Annotated in this window: 15 protein-coding genes; 5 read left to right on the top strand and 10 right to left on the bottom strand. The window is 66.0% G+C overall.

All coding sequences use genetic code 11. The features are described from left to right. The first annotated feature begins 8 nt into the window (after positions 1–8). Both ACYVGS_RS17505 and ACYVGS_RS17500 read left to right on the top strand, forming a co-directional pair. Entirely contained in the window at positions 9–1,457 is a 1,449-nt protein-coding gene (locus ACYVGS_RS17505; protein WP_460589984.1) for a TrkH family potassium uptake protein, read from the top strand. A gap of 206 nt (positions 1,458–1,663) precedes the next feature. Next, positions 1,664–2,230 carry a hypothetical protein gene (locus ACYVGS_RS17500; protein WP_460589983.1) on the top strand — a complete coding sequence of 189 codons (567 nt, stop codon included), beginning with the start codon at positions 1,664–1,666 and terminating at the stop codon, positions 2,228–2,230. An 80-nt stretch (positions 2,231–2,310) separates the two neighbouring features. Here the strand turns inward: ACYVGS_RS17500 and djlA are convergent, their stop codons facing one another. Further along, positions 2,311–3,108 carry a co-chaperone DjlA gene (gene djlA, locus ACYVGS_RS17495; RefSeq protein WP_460589982.1) on the bottom strand — a complete coding sequence of 266 codons (798 nt, stop codon included), beginning with the start codon at positions 3,106–3,108 and terminating at the stop codon, positions 2,311–2,313. A gap of 124 nt (positions 3,109–3,232) precedes the next feature. Here djlA and glyQ point away from each other — a divergent pair, with 124 nt between their 5' ends. Both glyQ and glyS read left to right on the top strand, forming a co-directional pair. Then, entirely contained in the window at positions 3,233–4,171 is a 939-nt protein-coding gene (glyQ, locus tag ACYVGS_RS17490; RefSeq protein ID WP_460589981.1) for a glycine--tRNA ligase subunit alpha, read from the top strand. Continuing rightward, positions 4,168–6,258 (top strand): glycine--tRNA ligase subunit beta, encoded by a 2,091-nt coding sequence (gene glyS / locus ACYVGS_RS17485; protein WP_460589980.1) that lies wholly within the window; start codon positions 4,168–4,170, stop codon positions 6,256–6,258. The genes glyQ and glyS overlap by 4 nt, the downstream gene beginning before the upstream one ends. Before the next feature lie 68 nt (positions 6,259–6,326). Here the strand turns inward: glyS and ACYVGS_RS17480 are convergent, their stop codons facing one another. Both ACYVGS_RS17480 and ACYVGS_RS17475 read right to left on the bottom strand, forming a co-directional pair. After that, positions 6,327–7,907, bottom strand: coding sequence for a fatty acyl-CoA synthetase (locus ACYVGS_RS17480; RefSeq protein ID WP_460589979.1), 1,581 nt, complete (start codon positions 7,905–7,907; stop codon positions 6,327–6,329). A 93-nt stretch (positions 7,908–8,000) separates the two neighbouring features. Continuing rightward, on the bottom strand, positions 8,001–8,729 hold the full coding sequence (locus ACYVGS_RS17475; protein WP_460589978.1) for an SDR family NAD(P)-dependent oxidoreductase: 729 nt from the start codon (positions 8,727–8,729) through the stop codon (positions 8,001–8,003). Between the two features lie 147 nt (positions 8,730–8,876). On the opposite strand from ACYVGS_RS17475, the gene ACYVGS_RS17470 reads away from it, so the two are divergent. After that, positions 8,877–9,302, top strand: coding sequence for an SRPBCC family protein (locus ACYVGS_RS17470; RefSeq protein WP_460589977.1), 426 nt, complete (start codon positions 8,877–8,879; stop codon positions 9,300–9,302). An 86-nt stretch (positions 9,303–9,388) separates the two neighbouring features. On the opposite strand, the gene ACYVGS_RS17465 is transcribed toward ACYVGS_RS17470, so the two are convergent. The 7 genes from ACYVGS_RS17465 to ACYVGS_RS17435 form a co-directional block, all read right to left on the bottom strand. Beyond that, positions 9,389–10,180 (bottom strand): SDR family oxidoreductase, encoded by a 792-nt coding sequence (locus tag ACYVGS_RS17465; protein WP_460589976.1) that lies wholly within the window; start codon positions 10,178–10,180, stop codon positions 9,389–9,391. A gap of 148 nt (positions 10,181–10,328) precedes the next feature. Beyond that, on the bottom strand, positions 10,329–10,661 hold the full coding sequence (locus tag ACYVGS_RS17460) for a hypothetical protein (RefSeq protein WP_460589975.1): 333 nt from the start codon (positions 10,659–10,661) through the stop codon (positions 10,329–10,331). Between the two features lie 182 nt (positions 10,662–10,843). Then, positions 10,844–11,215 carry a hypothetical protein gene (locus ACYVGS_RS17455; protein ID WP_460589974.1) on the bottom strand — a complete coding sequence of 124 codons (372 nt, stop codon included), beginning with the start codon at positions 11,213–11,215 and terminating at the stop codon, positions 10,844–10,846. 67 nt (positions 11,216–11,282) lie between these two features. Beyond that, positions 11,283–14,357, bottom strand: coding sequence for a hybrid sensor histidine kinase/response regulator (locus ACYVGS_RS17450; protein ID WP_460589973.1), 3,075 nt, complete (start codon positions 14,355–14,357; stop codon positions 11,283–11,285). Continuing rightward, a complete protein-coding gene (locus ACYVGS_RS17445; protein ID WP_460589972.1) occupies positions 14,354–16,423 on the bottom strand; it encodes an Hpt domain-containing protein in 2,070 nt (689 codons plus the stop codon). The genes ACYVGS_RS17450 and ACYVGS_RS17445 overlap by 4 nt, the downstream gene beginning before the upstream one ends. Beyond that, complete coding sequence (locus ACYVGS_RS17440; protein WP_460589971.1) at positions 16,420–17,652, bottom strand: methyl-accepting chemotaxis protein; 1,233 nt, start codon at positions 17,650–17,652, stop codon at positions 16,420–16,422. Before ACYVGS_RS17440 ends, ACYVGS_RS17445 begins: the two co-directional genes overlap by 4 nt. Further along, a complete protein-coding gene (locus ACYVGS_RS17435; protein WP_460589970.1) occupies positions 17,649–18,206 on the bottom strand; it encodes a chemotaxis protein CheW in 558 nt (185 codons plus the stop codon). Before ACYVGS_RS17435 ends, ACYVGS_RS17440 begins: the two co-directional genes overlap by 4 nt. Positions 18,207–18,208: the final 2 nt, after the last annotated feature.

Here is an 18,208-nt window from a genome sequence, read left to right as displayed (position 1 = left end):
GGGGCGGCGTGCATCTCACCGTTACCCTGCGCATCCTCGGCCTGCTGCTCATGCTGTTCAGCAGCACCCTGCTGGTGCCACTGCTGGTGGCCCTGCTGGAAGAAGACAGCACCGCCACCAGCTTTGTCACCGCACTCGGCCTCACCTTCCTTGCCGGCTTCGTGCTCTGGCTGCCTTTCCAGTACGCCCGCCAGGAACTGCGGATTCGCGACGGTTTCCTGGTCACCTCGCTGTTCTGGACCGTACTGGGCCTGGCCGGTGCGCTGCCCTTCGCACTGGCGGAAAGCCTGCGCCTGAGCCCCATGGACGCCGTATTCGAGTCCATCTCCGGGCTCACCACCACCGGGGCCACGGTAATTACCGGCCTCGACGAACTGCCCCGGTCAATTCTCATCTACCGGCAACTGCTGCAGTGGCTGGGGGGCATCGGCATCATCGTGATCGCGGTCGCCGTACTCCCCATGCTGGGCATCGGGGGCATGCAGCTATACCGGGCCGAGATCCCCGGGCCGACCAAGGACCGCAAGCTGACCCCACGGATCGCCGAAACGGCCAAGGCACTGTTTGTGGTCTACGTCGCCCTGACCGCAATCTGCGCCCTGGCCTACCTGGCGGCGGGGATGAGCGGCTTCGATGCCGTGGCCCACGCCTTTTCCACCGTCGCCATCGGCGGCTTTTCCACCCACGACGCCAGCATGGGCTACTTCGAGAGCGACGCCATCCTGCTCATCTGCACCCTGTTCATGCTGGTCTCGGCGATGAATTTTGGCCTGCACTTCATGGCCTGGCGCCGGCGCAGCCTGGGCGCCTACCGGCAGGATTCGGAATCGCGCTTTTTCCTCGGGGTGATGCTGCTGGGTAGCGCGGTAGTTTGCAGCTACCTGATCCTCAGCGGGGCACTGAGCGTGGAACACGGACTGGTACAGGGCCTCTTCCACACCGTGTCGATCGCCACAACCACGGGCTTTGGCGCCACCGACTTCAGCCTCTGGCCGACCTTCCTCCCGGTGCTGCTCCTGATGATGTCCTTCATGGGCGGCTGCGTCGGTTCCACCGCCGGCGGCATCAAGGCGGTGCGCCTGATGCTCATCACCAAACAGGGCATCCGCGAGCTCAAGCAGCTGGTGCACCCCAAGGCGATCATTCCCCTGAAAATCGGCCGCCGGCGGGTCGAGGCCAGCATGGTCAGCGCGGTGTGGAGCTTTTTTGCCGTCTACATGTTCGTGTTTGTCACCCTGATGCTGGGCATGCTGGCCACCGGCCTGGATTTCCTCACCGCCTTTTCCGCGGTGGCGGCCAGCCTCAACAACCTGGGACCAGGGCTGGGCGAGGTGAGTGCCAACTACGCCAGCATCAGCGACGCCGCCAAGGGCATGCTGTGCCTGGCGATGCTGCTGGGACGCCTGGAGATCTTTACCCTGCTGGTGCTGTTCACGCCCATGTTCTGGCGGCTCTGAGCCGGGACACAACTGCCAGGTACACCTCGCGCTGAGCCTCTTTTCAGCGCAGGAGCCTGCATCGACAAGCTCACCAGCTCCCGTTATGCTTCAGGGCAGAAGGCGCGGCCCCGGTTTCAAGCGGGTGTTTATCAGCCATGCCTCGACTTGTGGGCTCGTGATATGGAACCCACCTGGTAACAACAAGAATCTGGTGGGGACCATATATGAAAACCTTGTTTTCGCGCTTTGCTCTAATCTTCACGCTCATTTTCTGTGGTCAAGCGGTGGCGTCGTTTGACGGTCAAAACGTTCAGGGGGATTACTTCTTCCCTAACCTGGCTACCACCGTTAATCCGCCGGTGAGTGCCATCGTTGGACCGGGCATTGAGTTCAACGACTTTCCTTCGGCTGATCAGCGGACAGATGTCGACATATCTGCCAACAACATACTGATTACCTTTATCAGCGGCCCGTCCAGTTGGACAACCGCCGATTTCAACGGGCCGGTTTTCTCTGACCCGGATGGCACCATACCCGCCATCACGGGGGTGAGCATTAATCCCGCTACCACGATGGTCGGTCTGGATCTCTCTCGTATCTCCTTTGATGCCGACTCCATTGCGATCAACTGGAACGGGCTTGATTTCGAAGTCGACACCATCGTCAGCCTTGACGTGCAGTTTGGGGCGACGGCAACGCCAGCACCGGTACCAACCCTGCCGCTGGGCCTGCTCTTTTTACTGGCGGCAGGACTTGGCCTGGCCGGGACCCGGTGGGTTAACCGGACCTGAAAATCCGGTCACTGTGCCGTGCAGCCAACACATTGAGAGGCGGTGAAACCCTCTCGCGGGAGCAGCCCCGCGAGTAAACCTCACTTGCGGTCGCGGTGCTTGCGGATCAGCTCGTAGGCGGCGGTGATTTCCTGGGAGCGCTCGGTGCTTAGGCGGATCATTTCCTCGGGCACCCCGCGGGACGCCAGCTTGTCCGGGTGGTGCTCGCTCATCAGCTTGCGATAGGCGCGCTTGAGCTCAGCATCGGAGATCTCCGGCTTGACCCCGAGGGCCTCGTAGGCCGCCTGCAGGCGGTCCGGGGTGTCCGCCTGGGCACCGCCGCCGGGGCGGCTGTGGAACTGCTCCTGGGCCCGCGCCATGCGCAGCAGCTGCTCCAGCTGGGCGTCGCTGAAGCCCAGCAGGCCGGCAATCTGGCGCAGGGTACGGTGCTCTGCCGGGTCCAGCTGGCGATCCGCCAGGGCCAGGGAGACCAGGAACAGCAGCAGGGTTTCCCGCAGGGCAGGGCGCTTGCCACACACCTCGCGGAAGGTGGTGACCGTACCGACGAGGTCGAAATCCGCCGCGGCGCCGCGGCGGAACAGCTCGATCGCCCGCTGGCGACGGGCCGCATCCAGCCCCATGTGGCGGAAAACTTCCTCGGTGTGGGCGACCTCCTCCTCGGAAATGCGACCGTCGGCCTTGGCCAGGTGCCCCTGGAGCAGGAAGGTGGTCTCGAAAAACACCTCCCGGGCGCGCGCCACTGCCTCGGGTGAACCCGCCCGCAAGGTCTGCAGCAGGCCGCGATCGAACAGGTGCCCCAGGGCCAGACCAATCAGCAGCCCCAGTGGGCCGGCAATCAAGAGGCCGAGCAGGCCAGCCACCAGTTTTCCGTAAATCACGGGATTCCTCGATACTGTGGTTGTCGTGCGCACGCGGGCGCCGATGGGCACGGGGCGGCGTATGCCCCCGTGGCGAGAGCCTGTATAATACCGGCCTTTTGTGCCAACCGCGAACAGGTGACCTGTGCCCACGGAAACACTGACCTTCCAGGAACTCATTCTCCGGCTGCAGACTTTCTGGGCCGGCAAGGGCTGCGTCGTCCTGCAGCCCCTGGACATGGAGGTCGGTGCCGGCACCTTTCACCCGGCCACCTTCCTGCGCGCTGTCGGGCCGGAAAACTGGAACGCCGCCTATGTGCAGCCCAGCCGCCGCCCCACCGATGGCCGCTACGGCGAAAATCCCAACCGCCTGCAGCACTACTACCAGTTCCAGGTGGTGATGAAGCCGTCCCCGGCGGATTTTCAGGCGCTCTACCTGGAATCCCTGAAGACCCTGGGCATCGACAGCGCAGTGCACGACATCCGCTTCGTCGAGGACAACTGGGAATCGCCCACCCTGGGTGCCTGGGGCCTGGGCTGGGAGGTCTGGCTGAACGGCATGGAAGTCACCCAGTTCACCTATTTCCAGCAGGCGGGGGGCCTGGAGTGTTTCCCGGTTACCGGCGAAATCACCTACGGGCTCGAGCGCATCGCCATGTACCTGCAGGGCGTCGACAGCATCTACGACCTGGTCTGGGCCCGCGGCCCCGCCGGCGACGTCACCTATGGCGATGTCTACCACCAGAACGAGGTGGAGATGTCCCGCTACAACTTCGAGGAGGCGGACACCCACTGGCTGTTCGCCCAGTTCGACCACTGTGAGAAGGAGGCGCAACGTCTCGTGGAGCTGAACCTGCCCCTGCCCGCCTATGAGATGGTGATGAAGGCCTCCCACACCTTCAACCTGCTGGATGCCCGGCACGCGATTTCAGTCACCGAGCGCCAGCGCTATATCCTGCGAGTGCGCACCCTGGCCCGCGGCGTCGCCCAAGCCTACTACGACGCCCGCGCGGCCCTCGGTTTCCCCATGGCCGAGGAGAGCCTGCGCCGCGAGCTGGCACCGGCAGGGGAGGCCAGCGCATGAGCCAGACCGAGACGCTGCTGGTAGAGCTGGGCACCGAAGAACTGCCACCGAAATCCCTGAAAGCCCTGGGGCAGGCCTTCCGCGACGGCATTCTGGCCGGGCTGCAACAGCGCGAACTGATCTTCGGCGACGTACAATGGTTCGCCTCGCCGCGCCGCCTCGCGGTCCTGGTACAGGACGTCGCCCTGCAGGCCGAGGACCGCGAGGTCGAGACTCTCGGCCCCCCGGCGGCCCAGGCCCGGGACGAGGCCGGCGCGTGGAAGCCGGCGGCCCTGGGCTTTGCCCGCAAGCAGGGCGTCGAGCCCGACCAGCTGCAGGTCATCGAGACGCCCAAGGGGCCGCGCCTGGGTCTGCGTAGCACCCAGGCCGGTGCGCGCACCCGGGACTGCCTCAACGAGATCATCCACGAAAGCATCCGCGAACTGCCGGTAGCCAAGCGCATGCGCTGGGGCGCCAGCCGAGTGGAGTTCGTGCGCCCGGTACACTGGGTGGTCGCCATGCTCGGCAGCGAATCGAACTTTGGCGAAGTCCTGGGCCTGCCCACGGGCAATGTCACCCGCGGCCACCGGGTCCACAGCAGTGGCGAGATTGTGCTCAAGCAGCCCGGGGACTACCCGGCGGCACTGGCCGCAGCTTACGTGGTCGCCAGCTTCGACGAGCGCCAGGCGATGATCCGCGAGCAGGTCGAGGTGGAGGCCAGCGCGCTGAAAGCCAATGCAGTCATCGACCCCGACCTGCTGGAGGAAGTCACCGGCCTGGTGGAGTGGCCGGTTGCCCTGACCGGCAACTTCGAGGAGCGCTTCCTCGACGTCCCCGCGGAAGCCCTGATCTCCTCCATGAAGGAGCACCAGAAGTACTTCCACGTGGTGGATGGCGAAGGGCGCCTGCTGCCCCACTTCATCACCGTGGCCAATATCGAGAGCCGGGACCCGGCCCAGGTGATCGCCGGCAACGAGCGGGTGATCCGGCCGCGCCTGAGCGACGCCGCCTTCTTCTTCGAGACCGACCGCAAGCGCAGCCTGGCCTCCCGGGTCGACGACCTGCGCAATGTCGTGTTCCAGCAGCAGCTGGGCACCCTGCACGACAAGGCTCACCGCGTCTCCCGGCTCGCCGGTGAGCTGGCGCAGCGCCTGGGCAGCCCGGCGGAGCTGGCCCAGCGTGCGGGCCTGCTGGGCAAGGCCGACCTGACCACCGAGATGGTGCTCGAGTTCGCCGACATGCAGGGCATTGCCGGCGCCTACTATGCGCGCCACGACGGCGAGGACCCCGCGGTTGCCGACGCCCTGGAACAGCAGTACTGGCCGCGCTTTGCCGGGGACCGGCTGCCCGAGGGCCTGACCGCGGCGGCAGTCGCCCTGGCCGACCGCCTGGACACCCTGGTGGGCATCTTCGGCATTGGCCAGCCGCCCACCGGCTCCAAGGATCCCTTTGCCCTGCGCCGCGCCTCTCTGGCGGTACTGCGCATCCTGGTGGAAAAGGAGCTGGACCTCGACCTGCGCGAGTGCCTGGCCCTGGCGGTAGCGCAGTTCCCGGAGGACACCCTGCAGGCAGATTGCGCCGAGCAGGTGCTCGATTATGTGCTGGAGCGCTTCCGCGCCTGGTATGAAGAGGATGGCATCCCGGTCGAGGTGTTCCGCGCCGTGAGTGCCAACCGGCCCTCGCGCCCGCTGGATATCCAGCGCCGGGTCAAGGCAGTGGACGCCTTCACCCGCCTGCCCGAGGCGGAGGCACTGGCCGCCGCCAACAAGCGCGTGGGCAACATTCTCGACAAGCTGGAATCCGGCTACCGCTTTGGCGACGTTGACGACGACTTGCTGGAAGCGCCGGAAGAGCGCCAGCTCGCCGAACAACTCCACACACTGGGTGAAACCAGTGGAACGCATCTGGCGGCGGGGCGCTACACCGAGGCGCTGTCCTGCCTGGCGGCGCTGCAGCAGCCGGTGGATGCCTTCTTCGATGGTGTCATGGTCAACAGCGACAACGAGGCCCTGCGTCGCAACCGCCTGAACCTGCTGCACGCCCTGCGCCAGCGCTTCCTGCAGGTGGCGGATATTTCCCAGCTGGCCGGGCTCGGCAAGGGCGACTGAGAGGCGGCACCCAGCCCCCGGGCTTCAGCGCCCGGGGCGACCCTGCTTGCCACCCGGTCGTGCGGGCCTCAGCCCCCGCTGGCCTGGTCCGCGAAACGCTCCCGCAGCTCCCGCTTGAGGACCTTGCCGGAGGGATTCACCGGCAAGCTGTCGGCAAAGAAGACCCGCTTGGGCACCTTGTAGCGGGCCAGCCCCTGGCCCGCCCACTCCATCAGCGCCTCCGCCGAGGCTTCCTCACCCTCGCGCAGCACCACCACCGCGCACACCGCTTCGATCCAGCGCGGATCGGGCAGGGCGATCACCGCCACCTCCGATACCGCCGGGTGCTTGTAGATGACTTCCTCCACTTCGCGACTGGACACCAGCACACCGCCGGAATTGACCACGTCCTTGACCCGGTCGACGATATACAGGTAGCCCGCCTCGTCGAAATAGCCGAGATCACCGGAGTGGAACCAGCCCCCCTCGAAGGCCTCGCGGGTTGCCTCCTGGTTGTCCAGGTAGGCCTGCATCACCTGGGGCGAACGGTGCACGATCTCCCCGGTCTCGCCGGCGGGCAGGAAGCGCATCTCCTCGTCGACGATACGCGTCTCCACGTGCAGCACCGGCCTGCCGGCGGAGGTGGGGCGCTCGGCGTGATCCTCAGGTGACAGCACCGTCGCCAGGGAGCCCATCTCGGTCTGCCCGTAGCAATTGTAGAGACGCGGCTGCTCCAGGGCATCCTGCAACTCCTGCACCACGGCACCGGGCATGATCGAGGCGCCATAGTAGAGCTTGCGCAGGGAGCGGATATTGCGCGCCGGGCGCTCCGGGGAGCGCAGCAGATTGATCCACACCGTCGGCGGCGCGAAGAAGGAATTCAGCTGGTATTCTTCGATCATCGCCAGGCAGCGCTCCGGCGCCGCACTGTCGATCAGCCAGATGGATGCCCCCACCAGCAGCTGAGGCATGCAGAAGACATGCAGCTGCGCCGTGTGGTAGAGGGGCAGGGCAGCCAACACGCGATCGGAGGCGTGATACTCGCATTCGATGATGCAGCTTAAATAGTGGAACAACTGCCCCTCGTGACTCAATACCACGCCCTTGGGCAGGGACGTGGTACCCGAGGTATACATGATCTGCACCGGTGCAGAGGCGGAGGGCGGCCCCTCGGGTTCCTCGGGTTCCCCGGGGTCACCCGCCGCCAGCATGACCTCGAGCAGCCGACTGCCCTCTCCGCGAAGCCGATGGCGAACCCCGATGGTCTCGCCCCCGGCCGCCAGGGCTTCATCCACGGGGCCCTCCAGGTCACTGTCGACAAACAGTGCCCGCGCGCCCGCGTGGCGCAGGGGATAGGCGAGCTCCTCCCCGCGCAGGGCGAAATTCAGCGGTACATGCACCAGCCCCGCCCGGCTGCAGGCCAGCCAGAGCAGCAGATACAAATCGGAATTCTTGCCCAGTGCGGCCACGCGGTCACCCGGTTTCAGCTCCTGCTGCAGCAACCAGACGGCCACGCGGTTGACCGCAGCATCCAGCTCCCGGTAGGTCCATTGTCGGTCGCCGTAGACCAGGGCCAGCTTGTCGCGGTAGCGGGCGGCACTGCGGCGAAAGGCATCGCCGATGGCATTGCGACTGGCCAGCAGAGGCCGCTGTAGTGTGTGCTCCATCATCGCTCTTCTCGTTATGTCAGCGCTCGATAGGATGTTCGGCACCCGCGGGTGCGCGGGCAGACAGCGGAGCCGCCCGCCCTGTGCAGTCGGCGCCTACCAGAGGCCCCGGCCGCCGTCGATAAAGTGGTCACCGCCGGTGATGTAGGTCGCCTCGCTGGAGGCCAGGAAGACCACCAGGTCAGACACTTCGTCCAGGGTGGCGGGGCGCTGCAGGGGTATCTGCTGCATCTGCTCCGGGGTCCCACCGGAGAACATGCCGGTATCCTGGACCGCACCGGGCAGGACTGCATTCACCCGGATATTCGCCGGTCCCAGGTCGTAGGCTGCGGTCTTGGTCAGCCCGCGCACTGCCCACTTGGAGGCGCCGTAGATGGCGTGCCAGGGAATGCCGCGAGCCCCCGCGAGGGAAGCGAGGTTGACGATGGCGCCGCCGCCGCGTTGCTTCATCGACGGCACCACTTTGCTGATACCCAGCCAGCTACCGAAGACATTCACTTCCAGCAGTTTGCGCACCTTGTCGGGCTCGGCTTCGTCCACCGGGCAAATAAAGTACATGCCGGCATTGTTGACCAGGATGTCGATGCCACCAAAGGCCTCTTCAGCGGTCTTGACCACGGCATCCCAGTCGCTCTCGCTGGACACGTCCTGGCGCACGAAACGTGCTGATTCACCGAGCTCCTGCGCCAGGGCAACGCCGGTCTCTTCCTGCAAATCGGTCAGGACCACATTGGCGCCCTCGGCCACGAAGCGGCGGGCGTGATTGGCTCCCATGCCCTGGGCGGCGCCGGTGATAATGGCCGTCTTACCCGACAATTTTCCCATGCTGTGTTATCTCCTTGATTGGCAAACCCGAGAGAGTAGCGTGCCCGCCCCCCATCCGCGTCACCCATACGCATGATCAGCCGCCGACGGCGGCGTGCTAGGGTTAGCATCCCCCGAATCAGTACAACACTGCAAGGAGAGAGCACAGTGATTGATGTGACGGTACAACGCGAGCTGCCCGTCCCGGCTGACAAGGCCTGGGCATTGATTTCGGATTTCGGCGATATCAGCTGGGCGCCGGGCATGGACAAGGTGGAAGTGACCGGCGAAGGCCCCGGCATGATCCGCGCCATCCACATGCCCGGGGATACGCCCCCCATCGAAGAGCGGCTGGAGTCCCTGGACCACGACAACCGCGTAATGGAGTACACCATTCCCAAGGGTATGCCGATGCCGCTGACCGGCTACCGTGCAACCGCGAAGGTGGTACTGCTGGACGACGATAGCTGCCGTGTCGACTGGAGCTGCCGCGCACAGGAAGTCGGCGTCAGCCCCCAGGAGGCCGAAGCGATGGCTGCCGGCGTCTACAACCAGCTACTCGACTGGATCGCCGAGGAACTGGATCGGCGCTGAAAAGGGGGAGTAGCCCACCGCGGGCACCCCTCATCAAGCCGGTGCCCGGGTGCGGCCACGCCAGCCGCCACCGGGCACCTTGCAGGTCAGTGGGGCAGATACTCACCACCGTTGACATCGAGGCCTGCACCGGTCACCACGCAGGCGTAATCCGAGGCCAGCATCAGCACCGCCTTGGCACAGTCGGCATCGTCCGGGATACGGCCCAGGGGGATGTTCTTCGCCACTTCAGCCTTCATGGCCTCGACACTTTCCCCGGTCTCCTGGGCCGCGTGCTGGAAGTAGCCCTCGACCGGCGGACCCCACATCCAGCCCATGAAGGTGGTGTTCACGCGAATGTTGTACTGACCCAGCTCCAGCGCCAGGTGCTGGGTCGCCGAGAGCAGTGCCGCCTTGGAGGCACCGTAACCGCCCTGGGTCTGCAAGGGCTTGCGCGTCACCATGGTGTTGACCATGACAATACTGCCACCGCCCTGGGTTTTCATGACGCGGGCCACCTCCAGCGTCAACTGCATGGTGCCAAAGAGATTCACATCCATGGCCTGGCGCCAGCTGTCCAGGTCGGCCTGCAGAATCGGGCTGAAGTTGCCCGGCACATAGGCGCTGTTCAGCAGCACGTCGATGCGCCCAAAGGTACTTTCCGCTTTGGACACCAGGTTGGCACACTGCGCCGCATCGGCAATATCAGTAGGGACTTCCAGCACCCGGGTATCCAGGCCCTCCGCCGCGATGGCCTTGGCACAATCAGACAACTTCGATGCCGTCCGCGCGCAGATGACCAGGCCAGCAGCGCCTTCACGGGCAGCCGCCATGGCAAGCTCCTGGCCGAGTCCGGGCCCGATGCCCGACACCAGAACAATCTTATCTTTTAGTAGCACTTGTACCTCCTCGGTTCACTGGCACCCGCCAACGAATGACGGGTGTCGGGCCACCCCTACGGTGACCCCTGCAGAGGATACTAGCGCCAGTGGCGGCAGGCTGCCCCATCCAAACGGACCAGTGTGGCTCCGGGGCAGTGTGGCGAGATCAGTGCTCGTCCGCTGGGCGGCGTTCGCCGTCACGGGCAACCACGCGAATGGTACGCTGGCAGGTTTCCAGCCAGGGCACCCGGGGGTCGGTTTTCAGGGCGCGCACCACACCGCGTTCGGTCAGGCAGGCAATGGACGTCTTGTTGGGCGTCCAGTCGTCTTCAGCAATCCGCGGCTTGCGATGACTGTAGAACCAGAGCCCGCGACGGTCCTGCATCACGTAGCGGGCGTCCGGGGGCAGATACACCTTGCGTCCCTCGATCACCGCGAACACCTCGAGATCGCGGGAGCGCGCTTCACGCAGATCGGCAGTCGGAGTAATGGTCAACATGGCGGTTCCCCTGTTGTGTGCTCTATGACATCCCTGACAGGGCTTGTTATAGAGTCGAGACAGCGGAACTGACAACGGCAAGGAGCAAGCGCTCAACGCGCAATATGGGTTAAGCGAAGTTTTTGCGACAATTTTTTCAAGAAACGCCTATTTATCGCAGAAAAAACTAATCAGAAAGAAAATTATGGCGCAGACTGCGCTGCGTCGGCGAGGGCGGCCCCCAGCGTTACGAGATCCGGTACCTGACACAGCCGGCCCCGGTACTCAAAGGCCGTGATCGCATCGGGCAGGGCGGCATCCGCTCGCTCCGCAAGCTCGTCGGACGAGAGAAGCACCCACTGAGCACCGGGCCTGCGCAAGCGCAAGCCCCAGAATGGCAGTGACGCAATGGGCCCGCCGCGGAACACCGCCACCAGCTCTCCCGCGGCGGGGCCGCTGAAACCCGGGGGCTCTGCCTCGGCCCGGTCCAGCAGCGGCAAACTCTGCCCGGACCACTGCAGTCGGGGGGGCAGCTCGGCACAGTGGAAAATCGTCGCGAGTACCGCCTCGGGCACGGCCCATACCTCATCCGCCGAACAAGTCAGCAGGACACAGGCCTGGAGGGCTGTGGAAGCCTGCGATTCAGTCACCATCCACCCGCAGCGATCGGCCAGTGAGTCGATTGATTTCAGCGAGCAGCTCGGGGAAATTGAAGGGCTTGCCGAGGAAGGCGTTACAGCCCGCCTCGCTCGCCAGACTCCTGTGCTTGGGCCCGGTCCGCGAGGTAATGGTAATCACTGGCAAGGCCGCCAGTCGCGGGTCGGCACGCAGCTCACGCAGGGTCTGTATACCGTCCTTGACCGGCATTTCGATATCCATCAGGACCACATCCGGCAGCCTGGAGGTCTCTCGCAACCACTCCAGCGCCGCCAGGCCATGCTCCGCCGTGACCGTTTGCACACCCAGGGTGTGCAGCTGGCTGGTGGCCACCAGTCGCTGGGTGCGCGAATCATCCACTACGAGCGCCAGCAGAGGGGCGGTGGTCTCTCCGGCCTCGGCAGCGGGCTCGGGCAAAGAAGCCTCCTCGGGCTGGTGTTCCACCAGAGTGTTCAGGTTCAGCGCGACGACGGCCTGGCCATCGGCCGTGGTACTCGCGCCCGCCAGCCAGGGCACCGCGGCAAACTGGTTACCCAGGGAACGAATAACCAGCTCCTCGGCCTGCTCGAGGCTGTCCACGGCAATCGCCATATAACGGCCATCAAGCCCGGCCACGATCACCGGTACCGTGAGCTCCCAGCTGTCGGCAGGGGGCACCGGCAAACCCGAACACAGCGTTCCCAGGTAGGCAGGCTGGCAGGCGCGCCCCAGCAGGGCCAGAGGCTGCCGCTCTTGCCGAGCCGCTTGGAAGGCCTCGACCGACGGATACTCGATGCCGACCAGCCCCTCGAAGGGCACCGCGTAGGCGGCTTCACCGGCACGCACCAGCAGTGCACCATTAACGGTGATATTGGAGGGCAGACGGATGCGAAAACTGGTGCCCTGGCCCAGCCGCGAATCGATACTGATGTCACCACCAATGCGCTGCAGCTCCTGCACGACGATGTCCATGCCGACCCCGCGCCCGGAAATTTCACTCACCGCCGCCGCCGTGGAAAAGCCGCGCTGGAAGATCAGTTGGCGGGCCTCGTCGTCGGTCAAGCTGTCGGGATCCTCCACCAGCCCCTTGCGCCGTGCCTGCTCGCGTACCCGGTCGGGATCAATGCCGCGTCCATCGTCACTCAGCGTGACCAGGTAATCGCTGCCCTGTTTACGGAAATCCACAGTGATCATCGCGGTATCGGGCTTGCCCGCTGCCTGACGTTCCTCCGGGGTCTCCACTCCGTGGTCGAGGGCATTGCGCACCATGTGCTCGAGAACGATCTGGCAGCAGGCGTAGCTGTCCCGATCCAGCGAGCCAGACTGCGCGAGGGGCCGGAACATGACCGACTTGCCCAGCTCGGCACTCACCGTGCGCACGATGCGCCGCAGACCGGGCAGCAGCCTGGAGACCGGCACCACCCGCGCCGCGCGGATACCCGCCCCGAGAGAAGACACCGTACCCGCCTGCTGTTTGAGCAGGGACTCGGCCGCCGCGGTATGCCGGTTGGCCAGCTGCATCAGGTCATCCAGGTCTTCCACAGCTTCACGCAGGATATTCGCCGCCTCGTGAATTTCCGTGTACTGGTCCATTTCCAGTGCGTCCATCCCGCTGTCGCCGTCCCGTAGACCGCGGGCTGTCACCGACAGCAGGGAGCGATCGGCGATCCGCGAAACCTGCGTACGCAGCGCCGTGAGCCGGGACAGCAACTCGCCACCGGCGCGGCGGGATTGCAGGGTACTCTGTGCCGCCCGAACCCCCAGTTTCTGTACTTCGGTGCTGAGATTGAGCAGCTGATCCAGGGTTTCCGCACTGATACGAATGGTCTGCTGGGCAGCCAGGGCGCGAGCACCCGCGTCCGCCAGCTGTCTGTCGGCCTGCCGCTGCGCATCCGCATCCCCCTGCGCATTCCCGGTGGCCTCAGCCGCCGTCGGCGCCGCCTGCTCTGCATCTGCCAGCGGCAGTTCACTGGCGACATCTTCGCGCTGTGCCTGGATGTGTTCGTAACCTTGCACCAGGTGATCCAGCCAGGCGTAGATGCGCCGGAAGTACTCACCCGGATCAGCCTGATCCGGTCCGGGCAGGCTCAGCAGGAGCGTTTCGAAATTGTGCACCAGCGTGCCGTAGCGCTGCAGCCCCACCCCCTTGGCGATGCCCTTGAGCGTGTGCAGTATCCGCCCGACCGTTTGCGCGGCCTCGCCCGCGAGCTCCCGCTCCCACAGTCCGATGGCATCCTCCAGCTTTTCCAGTTCGCCGCCGGCCTCTTCAATGAAGGCATCGAGAAAATCCGGAAACAGCTCCGTGCCACTGCGTGTGGTGAAGTTGAAGGTGATACCGTCGGGGACACACCAGGACCACTGCTCGCTGGCGGCACTCCCGGTGCTGGCGGCTACCGGGATAGGCCGGGCAGGGGAGGCTTCCGGGGTCGCCGCGGCCGCGGGCAGTTCCGATACCTGTTCCGCGTCCGCGACCCCAGGCTCGACGTCCGGAGCACGCTCGGCAACCGGTTCAAGCGCCGGTTCAGGCGCCGCTGCCGGTGCGGATTTCGGCTCCGGGGCGCTCTCCCCGGATAGCACTCGCGGCTCCGGCTCACCGGCTGCCGGGACAGCCTCCTGCGCCGCATCACTGGCGGGACCCTGCAGTGGTGCGGGCGGCCCCAGGCCCAGCACATCGGCACCCTGAAACTCCGGGCGAGCTCGCAGGGACAGCGAGTCGCTGCTGTTGCGGCTGTGATCGACCGCAATCACGCTTTGGCGATCCGCCGCGGAGGCGGGGTGGGCGGCTTCCCGGGGAGCATAGATATCGCTGCTCTCACCCACGGAGGAAAGCACGATTTCCTCCTCGATAAAACTGGAGAGGTCATCGGCGCCGGGCAAGCCACCCTGCATGTGGCGCATGCCCAGACGTCGCTCCTCGTCACTGAGCTGGGCGACTGGCGCGCTCTCTCGGTGCAGACTGAACAGCGAGTCACTCGCCTCTTCGCTCTCACTGGCCAGCAGCTGGCGCAGTGTTTCCTCGCCCCGCTCGGCAGCCAGCGCGCGGGCCCAGTCGGTCTCCAGCAGGCGATCTATCGGATTCATGGCTTGTCTCCCTGCTGCACGACACGACAGCGCTGCAGGAAATGCTCCAGCACTGCAGGATCGTCGCCGCTGATCAGTCTCGGCAGGCGCGACACGAGATCGTGCAGCAACGGCGCCAGCTCCGGGTCGAGCGGACCACTGCTCTCCAGTACGCGGTCCAGCATGTCCTGTGCCTCGCGTCCCAGCGCGGCGATGCGCTCGGCCCCCACGGCCAGGCCGTTGCCCTTGAAGGTGTGGAAGTGCCTGCGCATTTCCCGCAGGTGCTCGTCCCGTGCCGGCGCCTGCTCCCAGGCCGGCAGCAGGGTCTGCAGGCGCACTACCTGCTCCGCACATTCCTCGGCAAAAACCGCTCTCAGGGCCTCCGGGATTTCGTCCAGGCTACCCGGCTCGACCGGGCTGTCACCGCGCAGGGCAGGGCCTTCAACGCCTCCGGTCTCGGTCTCGGAGAGATGGGACAGACTTTCCAGCGCGATATCCACCCGGGTGGCATCGGCGGCCCGCGGCTCGGCAAGGAAAGCTTCCCAGTAACACTCGAGACAGGCAAAGGCGAAGGCCACCCGTGCCAGATCCTCTCCCGCGGGGTCGGCACCCCGGGCACGCAGCCAATCTCTACCCAGTACCAGAACGCTTGCCTCGCGCTCTCGACCGGCGTGTGCCAGTGCCGCGGCAATCTCGCCAAGACGCGCATCAACCGGGGTTTCGAGCGCGTCCCGGTCCCCCTCCGGCGCTGCACTTTGCGGCTCCGGTGCGTCGAGGGTCTGCATCACCCCCAGCAGCCGGTTGCGGCAACCGGACAGCAGTCGCTGCTGATCCTCGAGCTTCGCCGCGTCCTCTACCCGACGACCGCGCCAGTGCAGACGACTGGCCAGCGCCAGCTGCAAGCCTACCAGGTCCTCCACCGCGCTGGCCGGCAGACTGCCGCGCTCTGGCACGGTGCCCGCCAGGGCCCCGCGAATGCGCTGCAGGCATTGCAGCCAGTCCAGCTCGCCTAGCGCCAGCAGGCGGCGCTCAATGCCGTGCAAGGCGACATCCTGTTCTTCCTGGTCAAGACCGTCGGATTGCAACTGCTCCATCAGCGACTGCAGCCGCGCGTCCGTCTCCCTGAGTACCGCGCACAGCGCATCGCGATGCACCGGCGGGCGACTGAGCGCTTCCACGCTGCCCTGGTCGACCCCGCAGGCCTCACAGATGTGCTGCATGTGGAGGGTACGCACCGGGCAGGCCGCCAGATAAAACAGGATTTGCTGGAGATAGCGATCACTGTTCACCGAGGGGAGTGGCGCTGTGCCGTGCTCGCGAGCCTGCTTGATCAGCAGCGCCCCGGCCTTGAGGATGTGGGCAATGGCCTCATCCGGCAGAAACATGCCCACGGCCAGCCCTTCGCTCAGCCCCACCAGACCCAGCCAGAAGCGCTCCTGTACGCGCCCCCGGAACAGCTGGTGCAACTTGTGGGCAATGCGACCAAGGGTACGCGCGGCACTGCGCGGATCCCCCTCCGCCAGCAGTGCCCGGGCGGACTGCACCCAGGGCGCCAGCAGCAGCCCCGCCGCGCGACGCACCTCCTCGTCCGGGGTCAATGGACCGCTGCTCAGGCCACAAGCAGGCGCCAGGGGCCAGCGAAAGAACAGCGCCGGTGGCCGCGGGGCTTGGCCGCGCCAGCGACGTAGATCATTGATACAGGGGGCCAAGCCGCGGCCACTGTCTTCGCCGCTTTCCTCCACGCTGTCCAGGCAGGCTGGCAGGGTCTGCAGGCCGCGCATGACGCCGCCGAGAATCAGGTTGCGGCGCTCAACGGCAATATCTTCCAGCAGCAACTGACGCAGGCTGCGCTCCAGCTCCAGGCCCAACAAGGGCACCAGCTCCAGGCCCAGGCTGCGCAACGCGGCGCTCACATGATGGACCGCCCACAGGCAGTGCAGCAGTTCGGCGGGGCTGCTGCCCTGGCGGCCCGCGTTGACCAGGCGGGCTTCCGCCTCGGCCAGCTGCCGATCCAGCAGCGGACGGAGCCAGGCCAGTGCAACCAGGTCCACGCCCGCAGGCAGGGTGACAGGGGTTCGCGCGCTCAAGTGTCTGCTCCCGGAATATCGGCCGCGGGCGGCGTCTCCGTCCGTTCGAGACGCAGACGCGACAGGGCGCGCCCCAGGTTGGAGAGGTTCTGCTGCAGGTTGGCCACGCCCTGACGCAAGAGCTCCGACTGATCGCTTATCTCGCCTCCCTGGCCCAGCAGGTCACCCATGCCATTGTCCAGTTGGCGAAGGGCGCGGGATGTCCCGGTCGCCGATTCCTGCAGCTGGGCCAGCAATTGCTGCAGTTCAAGGGCGGACTGGGCCGTCTGCTCCAGGGTGTTGTCCAGGCGATCGACAAACTCGAGGATAGTCACCACCGACGAGACCGTGGTCTCGAGGCTGCTCAAGCTCTCCGCAGAGAGATTCTGCAGCGTGCGGATTTCGGCGGTGATACGCCGGCCTTCGCCCTCGGACTCACGCAGCAGCTCGCCCAGGGCTTCGGCAATACCCAGCAGCGGTCGACCCTGCTCTCCGGCGCGCTCGGCTTCTATGCGGGTATTGATCGCCACCACCGAAACGCGGGTGTTCAGCCCCTGGATGTACTCGGCCGCGCTGGTAACCGACTGGATCAGTTCCCCCTGCCGCTTGGCGGTTTTCGAGGTCTCCTGCAGACTCTGGCGCAGCTCCCCGGCCGCCCGCGACATATCGCGCACCAGGTTGTGGCCGCGGCGCACGCCCTGCTGGTGACCCTGACCCACCTCGCCGGAGCGCCGGGCGCTCTCCAACAGGGTTTCCACGCCGCGACGGCTTTCCCCCTGCAGCGCCAGGCTGTCCTGCAGCTGCCGCGATACCTGGGAGGCCAGGGTCACCTGACTGCGATTGTGCTTGCCCAGCCGGTAGACCTCCGCGGCCATGGCCTCAAAGGGCTGGCGCAGGGCCTGGAGCAATTCCCGCTGACCCTGCAGCGTACTTTCCAGAGCATCCGCCAGGGGTTGCCCGCGCAGTTCGGCTGGCAGGGATACGGTCAGGTCACCGGAGGCCATCTGTCCGAGCAGTTCTTCCAGTGCCGGCTGCCGTTGATGCACCGCGCGCCAGCCGCGCCAGGCTGACCACATTGCCAGCAGCGCGAGCACGGCAGCCAGTATCACCAGGATCAGCAGGCCGGGTCGCCCCGACTCACTGATCAGACCGGCGGCAAGCAGGAGATACAGACCGAGCCCCGCGCAGACCAGCAGCCCCAGGGCCAGCACGGCAAACAGGGGGCCCGCGAAGCGGTTGAAGGTATTCATGACAGGGATTCCTCTGAACAGGGTCGGGCCAGCACAGTATCGGAGAGACGCGGGTCACTCAGCAGGCGATCGATATCCACCACGGCAAGTACCTGACCACCAAACTCAACGCTGCCGCTGCACCACTCGGCTCGGGGAGCTGTCGGGGGAATGCTCTCCGTGAAAGCCTCCTCGGCCAGGGTCAGTGGCCCGCGCAGCTCGGCGGTGGTGAGGGCGAAGTGAAAACCGCGCCGGCGCACCACCAGGGCATAGCCTCGGGCGGGCCCGGGCGCGTCCGCCAGACCGAACAGGCACTCCCCGGACAAGACTGGAATCAAGCCACCCTGCCAGCTGGCCACGCCCATGACAAAAGGCCGGGTACCGGGTATCCGCGACACCGCGGGGCAGGGGATGACGGCATCGAGTGCAGCCTGGGGAAACAGCTGCCAGGTTTCAGCCAGGCGCACCCGCACTCCGCGCCAGGGCGTGGGCACCGGGGCTACCACGGGAACCGGCGTGGCACTGGCACGCCAGCGCTCGCGAAGACTGGCCAGGGCATCCAGTGCAGCGGGCATGC

The sequence above is a fragment of the Haliea atlantica genome (genome assembly GCF_054779855.1).
The sequence above is the reverse complement of the archived record's forward strand: the minus strand, read 5'-3'. Positions and strand labels throughout refer to the sequence as shown.